The organism is Paraburkholderia sp. BL18I3N2 (assembly GCF_003001875.1).
GTDB lineage: Bacteria > Pseudomonadota > Gammaproteobacteria > Burkholderiales > Burkholderiaceae > Paraburkholderia > Paraburkholderia phytofirmans.
Map to the genome: position 1 here is coordinate 817286 of NZ_PVNC01000001.1, position 20525 is coordinate 837810.

Below are 20525 nucleotides of genomic sequence, written 5' to 3' on the forward strand. Positions count from 1 at the left end.
AGGAGCACGCACTCGATGGACCGCAGCGCGCGCGATGGTTCGCACCGGGTGCTCCGCACTCCGGCGCCGCATTTCCAACCTTTAGACCGATTACAGCGCTCGCAGCATTTCGCGCGGAATGCGCAGCCGCTTTGTGCCGGGCTTCCAATCGCTAGACCGGCTGCAGCGCCCGCAGTATTTCGCGTGGAATGACCAGCCGCTCAGCGCCGCGTCGCCAATCGCTAAACCGACTGCAGCGCCCCAGCATTCAGCGCTGAATACGCAGCCGCTGAGCTTGGCGTCCCCAATCGCTAACCAAATGCAGCGCCCGCAGCATCTCATGCCGAGCGCTCTGCCGCTCAACGACGCGCCTTCCACTCGGCCGCCGTTCAGCCAGTCGCCACACAAACCCAAGCCATCCGCGTCGCACCATACGCAACCTGGCGCGGGATCGCCGTCCGGCGCACCATCCGCGCGACGCCAGCGGCGCGCGGTCCACGCAGCCGGCCTCGGTCCGCCGCAGCGCTGAAAGACTTCCAGCATGCTGTGCGACGCTGGCCGGAGCGGCGGCCGGCCGCGCCTCACGGGCGTCTTGAGTAGTCGTCCGGGCGAGGAAATGAACTGCGTGAGTGATGTCAAGAATCATAGTGCATCAAAATACCGTTTCAATTATGGGCTATGAGTCGCTAAATCGTTTCGTGTCATTCAAAATGAACTATGCTTGAATCGATAATTGAACGATTTAGGGTTTCATGATGACTTCGTCGGACGAACAACAACCGGCTCAACAGGGCTACAGAAGCGGCGAGGCAGCGCGCCTGGCCAAGATGCCGGTCACCACCTTGCGGATCTGGGAGCGCCGTTACGGCGTGGTCGGGCCGGCTAAAACCGCGTCAGGCCAGCGTCTCTACACGGAAGACGACGTCAGGCGACTCACTTTGATCAAACTGCTGGTGAGCCGCGGCCATGCGATCGGCGCGATCGCGCGGCTCGATCGCGAGCAATTGCAATTTCTCGCTGCGCGCAGCGGACGCGAGAGCGGCGGCGCGACTGACCTCCCGTTGGTCGAGTCCGTCGATCTCCGGCTCGCCCTCGTGGGCGGCGGCCTTGCGCAGCGTTTTCGGGCGTCGGGCGTCGATTTGCGGCCCTATGGCGTGAACGAGCTGATCACGTTTGCCGATCTCTCCATCGCCGCGGCAGATGGCGGCACGAGCGGAGAGCGCGGCGCGCCGATCGACGCCTTGCTGGTCAGCGTCGACTCACTGCAAGAAGACATTGCGTCGCAGATCATCGCGCTCGGCGACGCGGTTCGCGCGAAAGCCATCGCGGTCGTCTACAGCTTCGGCACCGGCTCGGCGGCGGAGATTCTGCGCGTGGCGGGCGTGCGTCTCTATCGCGAGCCCGACAGCCGGACAGAATTCCGTCAGATGCTCGGCGACCTGTGCGAACGCGTGCGCATTCAGGAACGCATCGGCGACGACGCCGTGTGGTCGCGCGTGCGCCGTCGCTACGACGACCGCGAGCTGGAAGTGATTGCCGGCCGTTCTTCGACGATCGCGTGCGAATGTCCGCGTCACCTGGCGGAACTGGTCATGAAGCTCTCGGCGTTCGAGCGCTACAGCGACGCTTGCACGTCGCGCTCGGCGCAGGACGCCGCGCTGCACCGCTATCTCGGCGACGTCAGCAACCGCGCTTGCGCGATGGTCGAGGCGGCGCTCGAACGTGTCGCGCGCGAAGAGGGCTGGTTTGCCGGATCGCAGTCGCCGCAGGCCGGTCAGGAATAGCGCGCGCACCGTCCCGGAGGATGTGCAATGTCACATGATGCTTCGACCGACGCGACTATCGGCGCGTCCGCACTGGATCAGAAGAGCGCGTATCTCGCGGCGCTGCTCGAGCGCGTTTCAAGGCACGAAGCCGGCGCGTTCGAGGCGCTGTACCGGGCGTCGGCGCCGTCCCTGTTCGGCCTCGCGGTGCGCGTCACCCGCACCAGCGAATCGGCCGAAGAAGTGGTGCAGGACGGCTTCATCAAGATCTGGCGCTTCGCCGGTTCGTACGACCCGGGCAAGGCTTCGCCGTCCACGTGGATGTCGACCATCGTGAAGAATCAGGCGCTCGATTATTTGCGGCGCAATCCGTATTCCGGCGTGTATGTCGACGAGCTGGACGAGCGCATCGCCGCGAGCGACGCCGACGTAAACCTGTGGCAGGAGTTCGCGCTGGATGCCGAACGTCTGTCCTCCTATCTCGGCCGTTTGGCTCCGGTTCAGCGTCAGGCGATCGCGCTCGCCTATTTCCGGGGCCAGTCGCAATCGGAGATCGCGCATACGCTCGATGCACCGGTCGGTACGGTCAAGAGCTGGATCAGCCGCGGACTGGAGTCGCTGCGCGCCATGGCCGATGCGCGACCTGCGCCGCATCACGGCGGCTTTTATTGATCCGCTGGCCGCGCGGCGCCACGTCGCGTCGCGTCGTGCATTCGCTGCGGCATGCTGCGAATGGTCACCGATGAATTGCCCGCTTGCCGCTCGACCGACCCCATGTGCATTGTCAGCAAGCCATCAACGCGGCTGCGGAACGGCCCTTGCTGCAAGGTCTTCTCAATGACCTGACACGGAGGCTTGACGCATGAACCCTTATATCGTCGCTCACATGATGTCCTCGCTCGACGGCCGCAGCCTGACGGACGGTTGGCACCTCGACTATGCTTCGGACCTGTACGAAAACACGGCGGCCACTTTCGAAGCCGACGGCTGGATCTGCGGGCGCGTCACGATGCAGGAAATTGCGCACGGCACGGATTATCCGAAAGGGCTCGCCAAGGGCGCCGTGCCGCGCACCGATCACTTCGTCGAACGCAAAGCGGATCAGTACGCGATTTCCATCGATCCGCAGGGCCGCGTGGCGTGGAAGAGCAACACCGCGCTCAAGTCGCACGTGATCGAAGTGCTGACCGAACAGGTTGCCGACGACTACCTCGCTTACCTGCAATCGATCGGCGTGTCATACGTGTTCGGTGGCAAGACCGAACTCGATCTCGGCAAGGTCGTGCAAACACTGGCGCGTGAACTCGGTGTGAAGAAGCTGATCGTGGAAGGCGGCTCGCATGTGAGCGGCGCGTTCGTGAACGCGGGTCTCGTCGACGAAGTCAGCGTGCTGATTTTGCCGCTGGTGGATGGCCGCAGCGAACATCCTTCCTCGTTCGAAGTGGCCATGGAGAAGTGGCGAGCGCCCGCGTATCTGAAGCTCACGTCCGTCGAACAAAAGGAACACGGTGCAGTGTGGCTGCGTTATACGAAGGCCTGAAGCGCAGGCCTGAAAACCGAACGGCAGAGTCGGATCGAATTCCAACTCTGCCGCGCTGTTCATGATTCTTCCGGTTCAACACGCCGGCTAATGCGTTATCAACCTTTGATGTGTTCCGTCGAGAGCCATCCGCCATTCACACCGATCTCGCCAATCTGCTTGGCCACCGCATCGGCGAGGCGTTTCGCGTCCGCTGACACACCGGCGCGTTTGGTTTCGGATACCGCGTGCAGACCGCCACCCACCGCCGCCGATGTCGCGATACTGCCGGCCGCCGCGCCCACGCCCGCCGTCTCGGCCATGCCCGGCGCCTTGCCGCTGTCCGCGTTGGCGGTGAAGGTTTGCACCAGACGCGGCGCACCGCCCGCGGGCTTGTACAGAATCTGCACCGAACTGCTTACCTGGCTCTTGCCCGCGCCGAGGCCGATCAACATACGGCGACGGCGATTGCCCGAGTCGATCGTATTGAAGCTGCCTTGCACGAGCAGCACGTTCTGATCGGCGGGTGCGGGGATATCCGAGCGGATCGCGCGCAGACCCATCGACTGCAATTGATGCACGATTTCGTTGGCGACCTGCTCGCGGACTTCGGCGGCATCGGCGGCCTGCTTTTGCGCCGCGGACGAACCTTCGATCTGAGTCTTCACTTTCTGCATCATGCCGCCGTCCAGTTTGACCTGATCCGGATTGGCGTCGAAGGTGTAGACATAGATGTTGTCCGGGCGCACCTGGACCGGCGTGCTCGCCGCGCTCGCATCTTTAATGCTGCTGCCGGCGCAACCGGTCAGCAGCACGCTGCAAAAGACCATCGTCACGCACGCCAGACGGGCGGCATTTTTTCTGAGGGATTTCGTTGAAGTAGGCAACATTGTTGATCCTGTCGTCGGCACGCGGTGCCGGAATGTTCGAACGGTTCTTCGATGATCGGGCAACCGTAGGATCGTTGATCATCGGCGAAACGTGTCGCACGTGAAGCACCCTTGATCTCATGCGTTTTGTTTCGTACGCACCGGCAGCGAAACGAAGTATGGGCGCGTGACTTCCCGAACTCCATTCAACAATTATTTCGTCCTATGTCATGGCGCGGAGCGGTGTCGCGTGGGGCTTTCGCGGGTCGCGAGAATCAGCGGACGCGGCGGGAAAAAGGAGGATGTGCGGATGGGGATCGACTTCGCCGGCAAGCGGCGTGAGGTCGTGCAACGGTGCGGGTGACGCTGTCCGTATCGGGCATCAGTTCAAGGCAAGCTTGATGATGCAGGCGAGGACAAAAACCAGCAGGACGGCGGCGACGGCCAGATTCAGCGGGTAGCGCATTCTTCACCAGGGCACCAGTGTTGCAGTGCTCATATCCTAATCACCTGACGGAGGATGAGAAGTGGTCAGTGAAGCGGCAATGTGGGAAAGCTAACGCAGTGTGCTGAATGGTTAGACGGCGCGCAGGCGGGAGCGCTTCCAATCAGGAACGCTCCGTACAAGTTGCCGTGAGTTTGCCGTATGGCGGAAAAAACCCCGAGCGCGAACGGGTCGGCATGCGTGTCGAGCGGTCACTCAGTTGGCGAGCCACGCGGTAGTGAGGCAGGGCATGGACCGACCACGTCCTACATGTATGTGCCGGCGTCACGGCGAGACTTGCGCCGCCATACCCTCGCGAGAATTACTGCGCCTGAGCCGGCGGCGGCATGCCGCCCGGCCCGCCGCGCGGCGCCTTGTTCGCCGCGGCGAGGTCTTCCGACAGACTGGTGCGCAGCGTCGCGATTGCCTGATCGGGATTGGCGGGCTTCAACTGCTCGCGAGCCAGCGAGTCGTACACGTAGTGACGCAGCATCGGATCTTGCGTCTTGTTCAGCACGTCGTGATACACGGCGACGATTTCACCTTGACGTCCGCTCATGGCATAGAGGCGGCGCAACTGCTCCAGATCGTTGATCACCGCGAAGCCGGGGCCCATCGGACCCATCCGGCCATGCGGCGGCGGCCCGTCGCCGTGCTGCGGCTCGCCGTGCGACTGAGGGGCCGCGGGCGGCGGCGCTTCCTGGGCAAACGCGGCCGTCGCGGCCAGAGTCAGCACGGCGCACAACGCCGCGCTCAAGATTGATTTTTTCATGAACTCGCTCCCATCGAGACAGCGCCGGCGCTACAGTGCGCCGGCACATGAGCAACGATAGTCGACCTGCCGATTCGTAGGGTTACTGAAGCTGCCTTGTAACTTACTTCGCCTTTCCCGGCGCGCGGCCGGTGTCCGGCAAGTTCCGCCGACGGCATCGTGGGAGCCAGGGTGTGCCCGCTGGCGCATTGTTTCCGGATGGCGCATGATTGAACGATGTGCCGTCCGACCCCAGAACCCGTCCGTTCCTGCGGACGCGCGGCGCACGCGATGCCGCTAGTGCATGCGTCACGCAGACATAACGCGGCGATGCACCGCCGGCGAGTATTCAACCGTTAAGGAGGATTTCGCATGGACCGACCTGACGCCGCCAATCCGTTTGGCGATTTCAGCAAAATGCTGGAGCAGTTCAAGCTCCCCGGCTTCGACGTACCCGCCATCATGGAAGCGCGACGCAAGGACATGGAAGCACTGGTTCAGGCGAATCAGACGGCTTTCCAGGGGATGCAGTCCCTCGCGCAGAAGCAGGCCGACATGCTGCGCTCGACCTTGGGCGAATTGCAGTCGCTGACGGGCCAGTTGTCGGCCGGCGGCGCGGCGCCTTCGGGCAAAGCTGCCGAGTTGATCCAGCAGAGTCTGCACAAGTCGCTTGCCGATATGCAGCAACTGGCGCAAGCGGCTTATCAGACGCAAGCTGAGTCGTATGCCGTGATCGCAAAACGCGTAGAAGAAAACGTGCAGGAGCTTAAATCGCTTTTGCAGCAGCAGAAAAAGTAACGGACGTTGATGCGTTGAATCGCTGAGGCATTACGTTCGAACCACCGATGCCGCAGATAACCTTCGAGTTATCCGCGGCATTTTTTTGTCCGGAAATCACGATTAACGCGTCGATTATCTGGTCATACAAAAAGCCTTTTAAGGCTTTGTATTGTCGGACAAAAAGCTGCATTTTATTGGATCTTTTCAGCGCTCGCTTACATCGGCCGCAGCAATGCTACGCGCATGAATTTTTTCTGCTTCGACCTTGAGCGGTGCGCTTCACTGTTCGCTTTAAACGAGCCGCGAAGCAAAAACGCGCGCTCAAGCGCCGTCCATCGGTGATCTGGTCCTGAAATATCAAACAGACCCAAACGACGCCATGCCGCACAAGGGTTTAAATCCCGCCGCAAACGATTGGCGCGTTTCGCCGCGATGCCTAAAGTTTCGCGCCGCCACTCCGTAGACGCATTCACGCAGCCCAACCAGTGTGAATGCAGCACGGCACCACCGGCGAAGCGTGCGCCCCTAGTTTGCCGTTCGTGACCGGCTCGATGCCGGGTCACGAGCGTTTCACCTCGAAGGAACTCACTTGAAACCGATGCTCTATTCCCGCATTGCTCGCGCAATGCTCGGGGCAAGCTGCGCGCTGTCGTTTGCCGTGCACGCGACACTCGGCCAGAACGTCAGCACCGTCGACGGCGATCAGTCCCGCTTGCGCGCGGTGGCTCACACGGCCAATACGCAAAGCGCGTATTCGGTGCACCTGATGACGCTGCCGTCCGGCACGCTGGTGCGCGAGTACGTCGCGCGCAACGGCATCGTGTTCGGTGTCGCGTGGGAAGGGCCGACGCTGCCGGATCTGAAATCCATGCTCGGGACTTCATTCGACGCGTATGTCGCCGCCACCACGACGCGCCGCGGAACGCCGCTGGCGGTTTCCAACAGCGACCTGGTCGTGTACTCCGGCGGTCATCTGCGGGCGTTCTCCGGTCATGCCTATCTGCCGCAAGCGGTGCCCGCGGGCGTCGATGCCGGCGTCATTCAATAACGGAGCGGACCATGCGCTTTATGTCTTCGTTCAAAACTTTGCTGAGCGCGGCGCTGCTCGCGTTGCTCGTCGGTGCGTGCGGCGGCGGGGGCGGCGGCTCCAGCGGCTCGGGCAGCGCGGCCGGCAGCAACGGTTCGACCAGTGCCTCGCCCGGTCCGTCGGTAGCCAACACCTCGCCGTTGTCGCAAACGCTGGCTGCGAACGCGGTGCGCGTGACGGTCGATTCCGGCGTGAGCGATGTGCCGAACATGCCGTTCGTCAGCCTCACCATCTGCGCGCCGGGCACGACGCAATGTCAAACCATCGATCATGTGCTGGTCGATACCGGGTCGTGGGGCGTGCGCCTGTTCGCGTCCCAGTTGCCTGCTTCGATGACGCTGCCGCAACAGAAGGACGCGTCGGGCCATCTGGTCGCCGAATGCATGCAGTTTTTCGACGGCTACACGTGGGGCTCGGTGAAACTCGCCGACTTGCAGATCGCCGGCGAAAAAGCCGCGTCACTGCCGATCCAGGTGATCGACCCGAACTACGCAACGCTGCCCGCCGATTGCGCGAACTTGGGCGCAGCGCGCAACACGCCGGCCACGTTGCAGGCCAACGGTATTCTCGGCATCGGCGTGTTCAAGCACGATTGCGGCGCGAACTGCGTGCAGCAGGCGCTGGCCGGCACGTACTACGGCTGCAATGGCGGGGCATGCACGTCAATTCCGCTCGCCGAAGAACTGCAGGTGGCCAATCCGGTTCCGTACTTCGCCACCGACAACAACGGTTCGATGCTGAGTCTGCCGACGGTATCGGGCGGCGCACAATCGGTCAGCGGGCAACTGATATTCGGCATCGGCACGCAGACCAACAACACGCTGGGCGGCGCGCAGGTAATCGGCGTGAGTCCGTCGAATGGCACTTTCACGACCGTGCAGAACGGCATCACCTATTCGCGCAGTATTCTCGACAGTGGCTCGACGGGACTGTTTTTCCAGACCAGCGTATTGCCTGTCTGCGCGAGCCCGAACAATTCGTACTACTGCCCGGGATCGACCGAGCAATTGAGCGCGACGATCCAGGGCGTGAACGGCACCACGAGCGCGGTGAATTTCAGCGTCGGCAATGCCACGACGATCGCCCGGACGTATAGCGGCGACTCGGCGCTGCCGCTTTTGGCGGGACCGGCGTTCGTGCAGTCCGCGATCTTCGACTGGGGTTTGCCGTTTTTCTACGGCCGCAATGTGTACGCCGCCATCGAGCAGCAGCCGACGCCCGGCGGCATGGGCCCTTACGTCGCGTATTGAGCGAGGCGACCGCCGACGGATGTGAAAACGGGCCGCGACGGAATATCTTCCGTCGCGGCCCGTCCGTTTGACGCGGTCGAATGGCTTACTTTTCGCTGAGACCGTTCAGCAACTTCAACACGCCTTCGCCGAACGCCTCGGGGCGCCCTTCGAAGATCCGCTCGACCGCCTTGCCGTCGATCAGGCGCCGACGCAGCGCTTCGCGCTCGTCGTGCTGTTCGGCGAGCCGGGCGGCGGCGCGCACGTATTCGTCGGTCGAGTGAGTCGTGAGCCATGACGGCAGGCCAGCGCGTTCGAAAAGGCCGCTGTCGATATGCTCGAACACTTCACGTCCGCACAGGTTGACGCCGGGCAGGCCCATCGTGAACGAATCGACGATGCCGTTGGTATTGCCGAACGGGAACGGGCTCACGAACATGTCCATCGTGTTGAGGATCTTCAGATACTCGGGGTAGCTGAGTGAGCCATACACGTCCACGCTCGATTCCGGCAACGTCGCGTAGATCGACTTTCTGACGTACGCGAGATCGATGCTTTCGCTCCAGCATGTCATGAAATGGAATTTGACTGGCACGCGCGCGGTGTCAACGATCGCCTGGCACGTTGCGAGAAAGTGCGGATTGATTTTCATCGCGCTGGCCGTTACGCCGATGTTGACGACGTCGCCGCGCTCCGGCACGGCCGGCACGACATTGGTGAGCAGTTTCGACGGCACGTATGGTTGGCCGTCCTTCGGCAGACGCAGCATTTTTTCGCTGAAGCAGGCCGGGTCGCCGACGAAATCCTCCTCGACGCTCACGTAGTCCATATGCGCCGCATGCATCGTCGCGGGATGGCCGAGGCCTGCGATCTGCAGCGGCGCGACGCGCAGGTTCGACAGAAAGATCGTGTGTGAGAACATGCCGACGCTCGGCATATAGAGCACATCGGGTTGCTCGCGCGTGGCGAACTCCTGGATCTGGCGGATACAGTCGCCGACATATTCCGGCTGCTCGAATTCGACGAAGCGGTCGAAAATTGCGCGTCCCGCTTCGTCCACGTGCTGCGCCTCGCCGAACGCGACGACTTCAAAGTGCTTGCGCGCGGCGAGCATGGTGCGCGAATGGGTTCGATAGATCGAGTGACCGCCCGAGAACCATTCAAGCACGACGAGCATCATCGGCTTGCGTCCTTTGAGTTCTGTGCGGGCGACGCCGGCCTCGTGGTCGAGCAGGCCGAGCGTGTCCAGCTTCTTGCGCACCAGCCTGTTGATGCTGCGTTTGATCTCATGCCGGTCAGGCGATGTCGAATAACTGCAATGCATGTAGGCGCCGCAGACGGCGGCGGTCGGCAACTCGTCGAGGTCCTCGATCGTGTCGAGCGCGCCCGGCAACCATTCGAGCAGACGTTCGCGCTTTTCGTGCGCTGCGGGCGAGATGTGCACGGCCGCGCTGACCATCGAAACGCCGAGGCTCGTCGCGAGCACCGGGTCGCGCTGGTGGAGGTGGGTGAAATCGATATCGTATTGCGAGCCTGCGGTGTAGAGCACGAGTTGCTTGCGGGTCAAGATGGCGCGCGCGTCATCGTTATCCTGCACGGTTTCGAGGAGCTTGCGCACGATGTGATCCGTCGATCCATACGATGTCACCGCGAAGATCATGTTGATCCACGGCCGGCCCCAGAACATGATGTTCATCTTCTCCGCCTCGAGCGGATACTCGGGGGCGGAAAACAGCGTGGTGAAACCGTCGGCGATGCGCTGCAAGGTGTCGCGCGATTTTTCGTCGCGGGGTGAGTTCGGCGTGCTGCGGGCGAAGTGTTCGGCGCCGAGCCTGCCGCGCTCGCCGGGCAGCGTCTTGAGTAACGTGCAGAATTCCTCGTGTGCGGCATCGTAGTCACGGGACTGGATCTGGGATTCGAAACGATCGAGGGAAAATTCGGTGCTCATGGCTTGGGTCGATGGTGAACGGCTTGCGATGTTCCGCATGCGCGTTATGTTCAATGACAGGGAGGCGGCGGCATGGCGTTTGCAACCCGTGGAGGGTTGTGACGCATGATTCAAAGCACGGCGCGCCGACTGAGGGCGATATGCGCGTGCTGCGTGTGTCGCCAACTGAATCCGATTGTCAAAGAATTCGACCGGGCTGCATCTAGGAAGAGTCTTATTTTGAGAAAGGGTTTTTTGAGTGGGATCGTTCGAAAACCGGGATATGCGCGCGCTGAATGTGTCAGGGACACGGTTTTAAGACCCGATCCCCGACCAAGCCGGTTTGCTTCCAAAATACCGGCTATCGTCGTCTGGTGGCCCGTTTGGCCGGGGCTGTCTGAGCAGCGACGGGCGCGGGCTGTAGCGGCGGCGGCTCGGACGCAACGGGCTGCTGCGGCGCCGCCGGCTGCAACGGTGGAGGCGAAGTCTCGATCGGCGCCGGCGCTTGCTTCCCAGCCTGGGTAGCCGGCGCTGCCGCCGATATCGCAACTTCAACGGCCGGCGGCTCCGCCTGCGCGGCCGCCGCGTCAATCGCATCCACCGGTTCGGCGCGCGCCGCCTCCACTGTTTGCGCCGCCCTTGCCTGCGCCGCCGGCTCCTGCACCGGCACCACCGCCGCCTGACCCGGCGGCGTCGCCGCTTCCCTCGGCTGCGACTTATCCCCGGCCGCTTCAATCACTCGATGCACGAAGCGCAGCTTCTCCACCACCGGCGCGGCCAGCGTGAACGGATAGCCGTCCGGCATGCCGAGACTGCGGTTCAGGCTGTTCAGCGCATAAGTGAGCGGAAACCAGCGCTTCATCAGATTCTCGAAGCTCGCGTCTTCCACCGGCGTGCGGTCCGTCAGCGTCGGCTCGCTCGGGTCGTCGGGCAGCAGCGCCACGCCATATGACGTCGACGTATCCAGCACGTCGACGATCAGCATGTAATGCGCCCACGTTTCGGCCCAATCTTCCCAGGGATGCATGGTGGCATAGGCGCTGATAAACGACGCCTGCCACTCGGCTGGGGCGCCGTCGCGATAGTAGGCGTTCAGCGCCTCGCCGTAGTCGACGCTTTCGTCGCCGAACAGTTTGCGGAACGGCTCGAGCCAGCGCGGATTGTTCTCAACCAGCTGGCTGAAGTAGTAGTGCCCGGTCTCGTGCCGGAAATGGCCGAGCAAGGTCCGGTAGGGCTCGCCCATCGCGGTACGCACTTTCTCGCGATAGGCGTCGTCGGCTTCGGCGATGTTCAGCGTGATGAGCCCGTTATCATGGCCCGTCATGACGCGCGAACCGTCGCCGCCGTCCTCGAGGAATTCGAACGCGAGGCCGTGCTCGGGATCGGCCTGGCGCGACTTCACGTCGAGGCCGAGTTCGGCCAGCGTGTAGAGCAGACGGCGTTTGGCCATTTCGAGCCGATACCAGTAGAGCCGGTTGTCGGGCGCGCTCAGATTCGGAATGGTGAGGGTCAACTGGCAGGCGCGGCACAACTGATCCGGCGAGTCGGCGGGGATCATCCAGTTGCAGACGTTTTCGACTGCATAGTTGTGGCACTGGCGGAACAGCGCGCCTTCAGCGCCTGCATGCAGGCTGCGCCAGCGGCCTTCGCCGGCATCTTCGAACGCGCTGATTTCCGCCAGTTCGGGCACATAGCCGAGCAACGACTCGCAACGTTCGCAGCGAACGTTTTCATAGAAGACAAGGTGCGAGCAATGGTTGCAGTGGAAGGTTTTCATCGGTGGAGCCTGGGGAGGTGGGAGGGCAGTCGTAGACGACGCTATGTCGCAATCTTTATGCCGCATTTGCCAGACGTCACTGGTTTAACGCACATTACGTGCATGATCGTGCATCGGCGCTGCGCCGCTTTGGTGCGCGGCCTTGAAAACGGTAGGGAAACGGCGCCTGGTTCGATCGACCGGACGGTCGGCGAAGCGCCGCCAACTTCATAGCAGGCGATGATCCGGGCAGTACACGCAGTTCGAGCGGTTTTTCGCACTTGTTCAACAAGCGTTCAACAAACGGCATGAAGCTTGCTTTTTGGCGGGCTGCCATCCTTCGTCCAGGAGTCCGGTGTGTCCATACGCGTCGCGTTGCATCATGTCACACATTACCGTTACGACAGGCTGGTTTCACTGTCGCCCCAGGTCGTGCGTCTCAGGCCTGCGCCGCATTGCCGGACCCCGATCCTCTCGTATTCGATGCGGGTCGAGCCGGCCGAACACTTCATCAACTGGCAGCAGGACGCGTTCGCCAACTATCAGGCGCGGCTCGTGTTTCCCGAGAAGACGCGCGAATTCAAGGTGACCGTCGACCTGGTCGCCGAAATGGCCGTCTACAACCCGTTCGACTTCTTTCTCGAACCCTCGGCCGAGCAGTTTCCCTTCGAGTATTCGCCCGGCCTTGCGCTGGAACTAGCGCCCTACCGCGTCAAGCGGCCGATGACGCCGCGCTTCGCCGAGTTCGTCGCGAGTATCGACCGCACGCCGGCCGCCACCGCCGACTTCCTCGTCGGCCTGAATCAGCGGCTGCAACGCGAGGTCCGCTACCTGATCCGGATGGAGCCGGGCGTGCAGACCCCCGAGGAAACGCTCGTGAGCGCCGCGGGTTCGTGCCGCGATTCCGGCTGGCTGCTGGTCGAGACCTTGCGGCAGTTAGGGCTGGCGGCGCGCTTCGTGTCCGGCTACCTGCTGCAACTCGCGCCTGACGTCAAATCGATCGACGGCCCCAGCGGCACCGAAGTCGATTTCACCGACCTGCACGCGTGGTGCGAGGTCTACCTGCCGGGCGCGGGCTGGATCGGTCTCGATCCGACCTCCGGGCTGCTGGCGGGCGAGGGCCATATTCCCGTCGCCTGCACGCCCGAACCGGGCAGCGCGGCGCCGATCTCCGGCGCCGTCGACGAATCCGAGGTCGAGTTCGAACACACGATGTCGATCGAGCGGGTTCTGGAGACGCCGCGCGTCACCAAGCCGTTCAGCGAAGCGGTGTGGGCCGACGTGCTGAAGATGGGCGCGCGGGTCGACCAGCAACTGCAAGACATGGACGTGCGTCTGACGATGGGCGGCGAGCCGACTTTCGTCTCGGTGCGCGACCGCGACGCCGCCGAATGGAACACGGACGCGCTCGGCCCGACCAAACGCGGCTACGCGGTCGCGCTGATGGACAAGCTGCGCTCGCGCTACGGCGCGAACGGTTTCCTGCATATCGGCCAGGGCAAGTGGTATCCGGGCGAGCAATTGCCGCGCTGGGCGATGTCGCTGTACTGGCGCGCCGACGGCGAGCCCTGCTGGCACGATCCGTCTCTGTTCGCCGACGAACGCGAACCCGGCACCTACACCGCGGCCGACGCGCAACGCTTCCTCGCGCATCTCGCGAACAAGCTCTCGCTGGACACGGACTGCATCCAGCCCGGTTTCGAGGACGTCTGGTACTACCTGTGGCGCGAGCGACGTCTGCCGGTCAACGTCGATCCCTTCGACGCGCGGCTGGACGACGAACTGGAGCGCGTGCGTCTGCGCCGCGTATTCGACGCGGGCCTGGGCGGCGCGACGGGCTACGTACTGCCGCTCGCGCGCGAACGCGAGGTGCGCGGCGAGGCGCCGCAATGGGTCAGCGGCCGCTGGTTCTTCCGCGACGAGCGCATGTTCCTGATTCCCGGCGATTCGCCGATGGGTTACCGCTTGCCGCTCGATTCGCTGCCGTGGGTCTCGAAGACCGACTATCCGTACCAGCACGCGCACGATCCGTTCGCGCCGCCCGTGCCGTTGCGTCCGGCCGCGCAGTTGCGCATGCAATACGACGGCGAGCAGCGCAGCATGAGCCCCGCCGATGCGCGGCGCGCGGCGGCGCTGTCGTCCTCGGCGGCGGAGTTGCTGAGCGGCATGCCCGGCAGCGGCGTGCTGGGGTATGCACGCCAACCGGGTGACGAGGCGCCGCCCAAACGCGGGCAGTCGTCGAAGGAAACGATCCGCACGGCGATTTGCGTCGAAGCGCGCGACCCGAAACGCGCGGCCGGTCCAAAGGCCGAAACCGAAGCGTTCGGCAGCGGCCGCACGCTGCTGCATGTCTTCATGCCGCCGCTCACCGAACTGGACGACTATCTCGATCTGCTCGCGGCCGTCGAGGCAACGGCGGCGGAATTGCGCATGCAGGTGGTGCTCGAAGGCTATCCGCCGCCGCGCGACGCGCGCCTGAAAATACTGCAGGTCACGCCGGATCCGGGCGTGATCGAGGTGAACATTCATCCCGCGGCGAACTGGGAGCAACTGGTCGATCACACGGAGTATCTGTATCAGTCGGCGGCTCAAAGCTATCTGAGCAGCGAAAAGTTCATGACCGATGGCCGACACACCGGCACCGGCGGCGGCAATCACTTCGTGCTCGGCGGCGCGACGCCCGCCGACAGTCCGTTCCTGCGCCGTCCTGATCTGCTCGCGAGCCTGATCGCGTACTGGCATAACCATCCGTCGCTGTCGTATCTGTTTTCCGGGCTGTTCATCGGGCCGACCAGCCAGGCGCCGCGTATCGACGAAGCGCGCAACGATCAGGTCTACGAGCTCGAAGTGGCGTTCCGCGAGTTGCAGCGGCAGATCGACATGCTCGGCGGTCGCGACAGCGCGAGCTTGCCGGCATGGATGATCGACCGCTCGCTGCGCAACATCCTGATCGACGTGACGGGCAACACGCACCGCGCCGAGTTCTGCATCGACAAACTCTATTCGCCCGATGGCCCGACCGGCCGTCTCGGCCTGCTCGAGTTGCGCGGCTTTGAAATGCCGCCGCACGCGCGCATGAGTCTCGTGCAGCAACTGCTGCTGCGCGCGCTGGTGGCGCGCTTCTGGCACACGCCGTACACGCAGCGGCTCACGCGCTGGGGCACGGAGTTGCACGACCGTTTCCTGCTCGGCACCTTCGTGAAGATGGATTTCGACGACGTGCTCGGCGAGCTGAACCGCGCGGGCTACGCCTTCGACAGCAGCTGGTTCGCGCCGCACTTCGAGTTCCGCTTCCCGCTGGTCGGCGAAACCACGGTGAACGGCGTCTCGCTGACCATCCGCAACGCGCTCGAACCGTGGCACGTGATGGGCGAGGAGGGCTCGCCGGGCGGGACGGTGCGTTACGTGGATTCGTCGGTGGAGCGGCTCGAAGTGCGCGCGCTCGGTTTGAACGACAATCGCCATGTGCTGACCGTCAACGGCGTGCCGGTCCCGTTGCAGCCGACTGGCCGCGTCAGCGAATATGTGGCCGGCGTGCGCTTTCGCGCGTGGTCGCAGCCGTCGGCGCTGCATCCGACCATCGGCGTGGACGCGCCGCTTACTTTCGATCTGGTCGACACATGGGCCGGCCGCTCGGTGGGCGGATGCCAGTATCATGTCGCTCATCCGGGCGGGCGCAATTACCAGACCTTCCCGGTGAACGCCTATGAGGCGGAAAGCCGGCGGCGCGCGCGCTTCTTTGCGTCGGGACATACGCCGGGGCCGCTCACGGTCGATGCACCGCACCGCAGTCTGGAGTTTCCGTTCACACTGGATCTGCGCTACTGGTGAAACCAGCACACTGTTAAAACGATACGACCTTGGCCTTCCAATCGACTTTTCCCTTCGAGACGTCCGCGGCGCGCGCGGACGCTTCGTCCCTGTTGCGCCTGCTGCCGGCCCACGAGGGACATTGGGACGAGTTGCGCGACGCCTCGGGCGCGCTGCGTGAACCGTGGCGGCAATTCTTCGAGCGGCTCGGCGAAGACGGCATCGCGCGGCTCGACGATCACCTCGCCTCGGTCGCGCAGCAGATCCGCGACAACGACATCAGCTACAACGTCTACGCGGACAACGGCGAGCCGAGGCCGTGGGCGCTCGACCTGCTGCCGTTCCTGATCAGCGAGGACGAGTGGGCGCATATCGAGCGCGGCGTGACGCAGCGCGCGCATCTGCTCAATGCGATCGTCGCCGATATTTATGGGCCGCAAACCTTGCTGGAGCGCGGGCAATTGCCGCCCGCACTGGTCTTCGGCCACCCCGGCTATCTGCGCTCGGTGAAGGGCTACGCGCCGCCGGGCGGCCAGTTTCTGCAAGTGGTCGCGGTCGACCTGGCGCGCACGCCCGACGGCGACTGGACCGTGATGGCGCATCGCACCGAAGCGCCGTCCGGTCTCGGCTACGCGCTGGAAAACCGCCTGATCGTCTCGACGCTGTTCGCCGATCCGTTCCGCGCCCTGCGCGTGAGCCGGCTCGCGCCGACTTATTCGCAACTGATCGCGACACTCGTGCAGGCGGCGCAGGCCACCATGCGGCACGAGAGCGACGGCGCCGACCATTCGCCGCATATTGCCTTGCTCACGCCGGGGCCGTTCAGCGAAACCTATTTCGAGCATGTGTTTCTGGCGCGCTACCTCGGCGTGACGCTGGTCGAGGGCAAAGACCTGACCGTGCGCGACGACAAGCTCTATCTGAAGACACTCGCCGGTCTGGAACGCGTGCACGTGGTGCTGCGGCGTCTGGACGATGCGTTCTGCGATCCGGTCGAACTGCGCGCCGATTCGAGCATCGGCGTGCCCGGCCTGTTGCAGGTGATGCGCGCGGGCAATGTGATCGTCTCGAACGTGCCGGGCTCGGGCTTTGTCGAATCGCCGGCTCTGCACGGTTTTCTGCCGGGAATCGCCGAAGTGCTGCTCGACGAAGACCTCGTGTTGCCGAGCGTGGCGACATGGTGGTGCGGCGAGGAGGCGGCGCGCGAGCACGCATTCCGTCGGCTCGATGAAGCGTTCATCGTGCCGACGTGGCCGGTCACCGGCCGCGACGCGCCGCCCGGCGTGGAGCAGGGCCGGCAACGTTTGTCGATGTGGCGTGAGCGGATCGAAGCCATGCCCGACACGTACACGATCCAGCAGGCGCAGCGCTTTTCCTGCACGCCGCGTTATGAGGATGGCACCGTCGGCCGCCGTCCGTCGGTGTTGCGTGTTTATGCGATCGCGGACGTCAACGGCGGCTGGCACGTGATGCCGGGCGGCTTCACCCGCATGGCCGCCGAACGCCAGGCCACGGTGTCCATGCAGTACGGCGGCAGCAGCGTCGATACATGGGTGTTGTCGAGCCAGCCGACATCGACCTTCACGCTGCTGCCTTCGCCGATGCAGCCCGGCGACCTCGCGCGCAAGCATCGCACCGTGTCGAGCCGCGCGGCGGAAAACCTGTTTTGGGCCGGACGTTACGGCGAACGCGCTGAGAACAATGTGCGGCTGTTGCGCCTGATCCTCGGTTCGCTGGAAGGCAACGATGCCGACGCGATGTTTCCGACCCTGGTCGAACTCGCCTTGCATTGCGGGCTCGTGCAGGCCGGCGACATGTTCGCGCCGCATTCGCCGCAAGCTTTCGAGCGCGCGCTGGTCGCTAACCTGATCGAGAGCACCGGCGCCGCGAGTATCGGCCAGAACCTGACTTCGCAGGCGCGATCCAATGGCGAAGTGCGCGGGCGTCTGTCGAACGATCACTGGCGCACGATTCTCGCGTCGCGCAACGACTTCCGCGACGCGTTGCAGATGTTGATGCCCGCGCCGGGTTACGGTAATGGTTCATCTTCATCGCAAGGTAACGGTAACGGCCGCGGCGAACGCTACGAGCGTTACGACCGCGTCACGCTGATGAGCGCGCTTGAACGCCTGTCGGTTCAGTTGTCGGCGATCAGCGGCGCGCAGGGCGATCGGATGACGCGTGACGAAGCGTGGCGTCTGCTGTTCGTGGGCCGCCACATCGAACGCGTGTCGGCGATGACCTCGTTTCTGCGCGTGGTCGCCGATAAAGGCCAGCTCTCTACGCCAGCCGGTTTCGATCTGCTGCTGCAGTTGTTCGACAGCACGCTGACGTATCGCTCACTCTATCCAGGCCGCTTCGAAGTGCCGGCCTTGCTCGACCTGCTGGTCATCGAGCCGACTAATCCGCGCGGCATCTACGGTGTATATGAGCGTCTGCGTAAAAAGCTCGACGAGATCGCCGTGGCGGCGGGCAGCACGCGGCATCGTCCGTTTGCTGAATTGATGGCGCCCACCGATGTGTTGCCGACGCTGGAATCGCTGTGCGAAGTGGACGAAAACGGCACGTACGCCAATCTCATTGCGGTATGCGATCAGATCGCCGGATTTGTCGGCGCGGCCGGGCATGAGATCAGCGCGCGTTACTTCAGTCACGCCAGCACGGTCGCCTCGCAGGTGTGGTCATGAAGCACACGCCGACCGTGCTGTCCGTCTCGCATCGCACCACTTATCGCTACTCCACCTATGTGGAGACCGCGCAGCATCTCGCGACGATCCGGCCGATTGCCTGTTCGTGGCAGCGTGTGGTCTCGCACAGCGAAAAGATCGAACCCGAACCGTCGTATATGAATAGCCGGATCGACGCATTCGGCAACGACGTGCTGTATTTCGCGCTGGATGCGCCGCATGAGCGCTTGCAACTCGTCAGCGAAACCACGGTGGCGCTCATGCCGCGCTGGACCGATCTCGATCCCGAGGCGACGCCCGAATGGGACGACGTGGCCGATGCGCTGCGCTTTCGCGTCGGCGGCCAGTTCCGGCCCGAGGCGGAGTTCTGTTTTGCGTCGCCGAACATCGTGCCGCGGCCGTCGTTGCGCGACTATGCGTTGCCGAGCTTTCCGCCCGGCATGCCGGTCGCCGCGGGCGCGATCGATCTGATGCACCGCATTCACGAAGACTTCGCCTACAAGCCATCCGCGACGATGTTCGATACGCCGGCCGAACGCGCCTTCGAATTGAAAAGCGGCGTGTGTCAGGACTTCGCGCAGGTGATGATCGGCTGCTTGCGCTCGCTGGGTTTGCCGGCGCGCTACGTGAGCGGTTATCTGCGCAACGATCCGCCGCCGGGACAGCCGCGTTTGATCGGCGCGGATGCGTCGCACGCGTGGGTGTCGGTGTATTGCCCCGGCAGCGGCTGGATCGATCTCGATCCGACCAATGACGTGCTCGCCGACAGGGATCACGTGACGCTCGCCATCGGCCGCGATTACAGCGATGTGTCGTTGCTGCGCGGGATGATCCTGGGTGGCGGGGCGCATCGGGTGGAAGTGGGGGTGACGGTGCTTGCGCTTTGACGTCATCTGACAAAGCCTTTTCTGATGCAAAGAATGCGCTCGACTCATCGTGCGCGCCACGGCCACTCTCCCACCCTGTTCGGGGAAAACCCTTGTGACTCATTCCCATTCAGCGGGAATTGAATTTTTGCAATCTGAGAGCGTTCTGGCATTCTGAGTCCGTGATGAGTTGCGGGCCGGTGTCATCGTGAATACGGAACAAGGTGTGACAGGTGCTGAACGGGTGTTGCTCGTGCTGGCGGCGCTCGCCAGTCACGGTAAGGCCATGTCGGTGAAAGAGCTGCTGGCTATCACCGGACTCGCGCAAAGCACCTTGTACCGGCAGATCGCTTTGCTCAAGCGCTGGGGCTTCGTCGCGGAGAACGCGGGGCATTACGCACCGGGCCCAATTAGCTGCAGTTGGCGCTCGGCTTCGACGTCAATTCGCTGCTGGTCGAAGCGAGCCGCAGCGAGATGCAGCGGCTCGCGCGAGCGTCGCAGGAAAGCATTGGACTGGTGGTCGCCGTTAAACATCAGGTGATGTGTCTGGAGATGGTCGACAGCCAGCATTCGCTGCGCTGTTCGTTCGAGAAAGGGCGCGCCGTGGCGCTCAAGGCGGGTGCGTCGGCGAAGTCGCTGCTCGCGTTCATGGCCGGCAAGGCGCGCACCGAAGTACTCGACAACCTGTTCGATGACGACCCGGCCGGCCGCGCGGCGATCGAAGCCGGCTTGGAGCAGATTCGCGCCCAAGGCTACGCGGTCAGCGACAGTGAAGTGGATCCGGGTGTGTGGGGTGTGAGCGTCCCGATATTTCATCGCAGCGGACGCGGTGCCGGCAGCGGCGCGTCGATCACGCTGATGGCGCCGTCCACGCGCGCCATCGGCCGCGAAAGCCAATTCATCGACGGGACGCTACGTACGGCCCGCGCTATTTCCGAGCGTATGCAAACCGATTGACTGAAGAATCCGCTTGCGACCGGAATTCAATCCGGATTCCGAACGAAATGAAAAAACCACA

General features: G+C 63.6%; 13 protein-coding genes and 2 pseudogenes. 10 read left to right on the top strand and 5 right to left on the bottom strand.

Annotation, left to right across the window (positions count from 1 at the left end):
- Nucleotides 1–731: 731 nt before the first annotated feature.
- The 3 genes from B0G75_RS03760 (at nucleotide 732) to B0G75_RS03770 (ending at nucleotide 3282) form a co-directional block, all read left to right on the top strand.
- The gene (locus B0G75_RS03760) at nucleotides 732–1763 is read left to right on the top strand and encodes a MerR family transcriptional regulator (protein ID WP_106300730.1); all 1032 of its coding nucleotides are present in this window, start codon (nucleotides 732–734) and stop codon (nucleotides 1761–1763) included.
- 27 nt (nucleotides 1764–1790) lie between these two features.
- A complete protein-coding gene (locus tag B0G75_RS03765; protein WP_106300732.1) occupies nucleotides 1791–2414 on the top strand; it encodes an RNA polymerase sigma factor in 624 nt (207 codons plus the stop codon).
- Nucleotides 2415–2604: 190 nt separating this feature from the next.
- Entirely contained in the window at nucleotides 2605–3282 is a 678-nt protein-coding gene (locus B0G75_RS03770) for a dihydrofolate reductase family protein (protein WP_106300734.1), read from the top strand.
- A 98-nt stretch (nucleotides 3283–3380) separates the two neighbouring features.
- On the opposite strand, the gene B0G75_RS03775 is transcribed toward B0G75_RS03770, so the two are convergent.
- Nucleotides 3381–4151 (bottom strand): DUF4410 domain-containing protein, encoded by a 771-nt coding sequence (locus B0G75_RS03775; protein ID WP_106300736.1) that lies wholly within the window; start codon nucleotides 4149–4151, stop codon nucleotides 3381–3383.
- A gap of 785 nt (nucleotides 4152–4936) precedes the next feature.
- Complete coding sequence (locus B0G75_RS03780; RefSeq protein ID WP_106300738.1) at nucleotides 4937–5386, bottom strand: hypothetical protein; 450 nt, start codon at nucleotides 5384–5386, stop codon at nucleotides 4937–4939.
- A gap of 351 nt (nucleotides 5387–5737) precedes the next feature.
- Here B0G75_RS03780 and phaP point away from each other — a divergent pair, with 351 nt between their 5' ends.
- Nucleotides 5738–6163 (top strand): phasin family protein, encoded by a 426-nt coding sequence (gene phaP, locus B0G75_RS03785; protein WP_106300740.1) that lies wholly within the window; start codon nucleotides 5738–5740, stop codon nucleotides 6161–6163.
- 197 nt (nucleotides 6164–6360) lie between these two features.
- On the opposite strand, the gene B0G75_RS40070 is transcribed toward phaP, so the two are convergent.
- Nucleotides 6361–6645: a hypothetical protein gene (locus B0G75_RS40070; RefSeq protein WP_146142471.1), complete on the bottom strand. Its 285-nt coding sequence runs from the start codon at nucleotides 6643–6645 to the stop codon at nucleotides 6361–6363.
- A 98-nt stretch (nucleotides 6646–6743) separates the two neighbouring features.
- Here B0G75_RS40070 and B0G75_RS03790 point away from each other — a divergent pair, with 98 nt between their 5' ends.
- Nucleotides 6744–7193: a DUF2844 domain-containing protein gene (locus B0G75_RS03790; RefSeq protein ID WP_106301867.1), complete on the top strand. Its 450-nt coding sequence runs from the start codon at nucleotides 6744–6746 to the stop codon at nucleotides 7191–7193.
- An 11-nt stretch (nucleotides 7194–7204) separates the two neighbouring features.
- The gene (locus B0G75_RS03795) at nucleotides 7205–8482 is read left to right on the top strand and encodes a DUF3443 domain-containing protein (protein ID WP_106300742.1); all 1278 of its coding nucleotides are present in this window, start codon (nucleotides 7205–7207) and stop codon (nucleotides 8480–8482) included.
- Between the two features lie 85 nt (nucleotides 8483–8567).
- Here B0G75_RS03795 and B0G75_RS03800 read toward each other — a convergent pair whose 3' ends face one another.
- A complete protein-coding gene (locus B0G75_RS03800) occupies nucleotides 8568–10409 on the bottom strand; it encodes an adhesin (protein ID WP_106300744.1) in 1842 nt (613 codons plus the stop codon).
- Between the two features lie 691 nt (nucleotides 10410–11100).
- Nucleotides 11101–12165, bottom strand: a pseudogene (locus tag B0G75_RS03805) (putative zinc-binding metallopeptidase); the annotation flags it as partial.
- A gap of 336 nt (nucleotides 12166–12501) precedes the next feature.
- Between B0G75_RS03805 and B0G75_RS03810 the strand changes: the two are divergent.
- The 4 genes and pseudogenes from B0G75_RS03810 to B0G75_RS03825 all read left to right on the top strand — a co-directional run bounded on the left by B0G75_RS03810 (nucleotide 12502) and on the right by B0G75_RS03825 (nucleotide 20464).
- Nucleotides 12502–15975, top strand: coding sequence for a DUF2126 domain-containing protein (locus tag B0G75_RS03810; protein ID WP_106300748.1), 3474 nt, complete (start codon nucleotides 12502–12504; stop codon nucleotides 15973–15975).
- 29 nt (nucleotides 15976–16004) lie between these two features.
- On the top strand, nucleotides 16005–18641 hold the full coding sequence (locus B0G75_RS03815; protein ID WP_106300750.1) for a circularly permuted type 2 ATP-grasp protein: 2637 nt from the start codon (nucleotides 16005–16007) through the stop codon (nucleotides 18639–18641).
- Nucleotides 18638–19528 carry a transglutaminase family protein gene (locus B0G75_RS03820; protein WP_106300752.1) on the top strand — a complete coding sequence of 297 codons (891 nt, stop codon included), beginning with the start codon at nucleotides 18638–18640 and terminating at the stop codon, nucleotides 19526–19528. The genes B0G75_RS03815 and B0G75_RS03820 overlap by 4 nt, the downstream gene beginning before the upstream one ends.
- A 187-nt stretch (nucleotides 19529–19715) precedes the next feature.
- Nucleotides 19716–20464, top strand: a pseudogene (locus B0G75_RS03825) (IclR family transcriptional regulator).
- Nucleotides 20465–20525 lie beyond the last annotated feature (61 nt).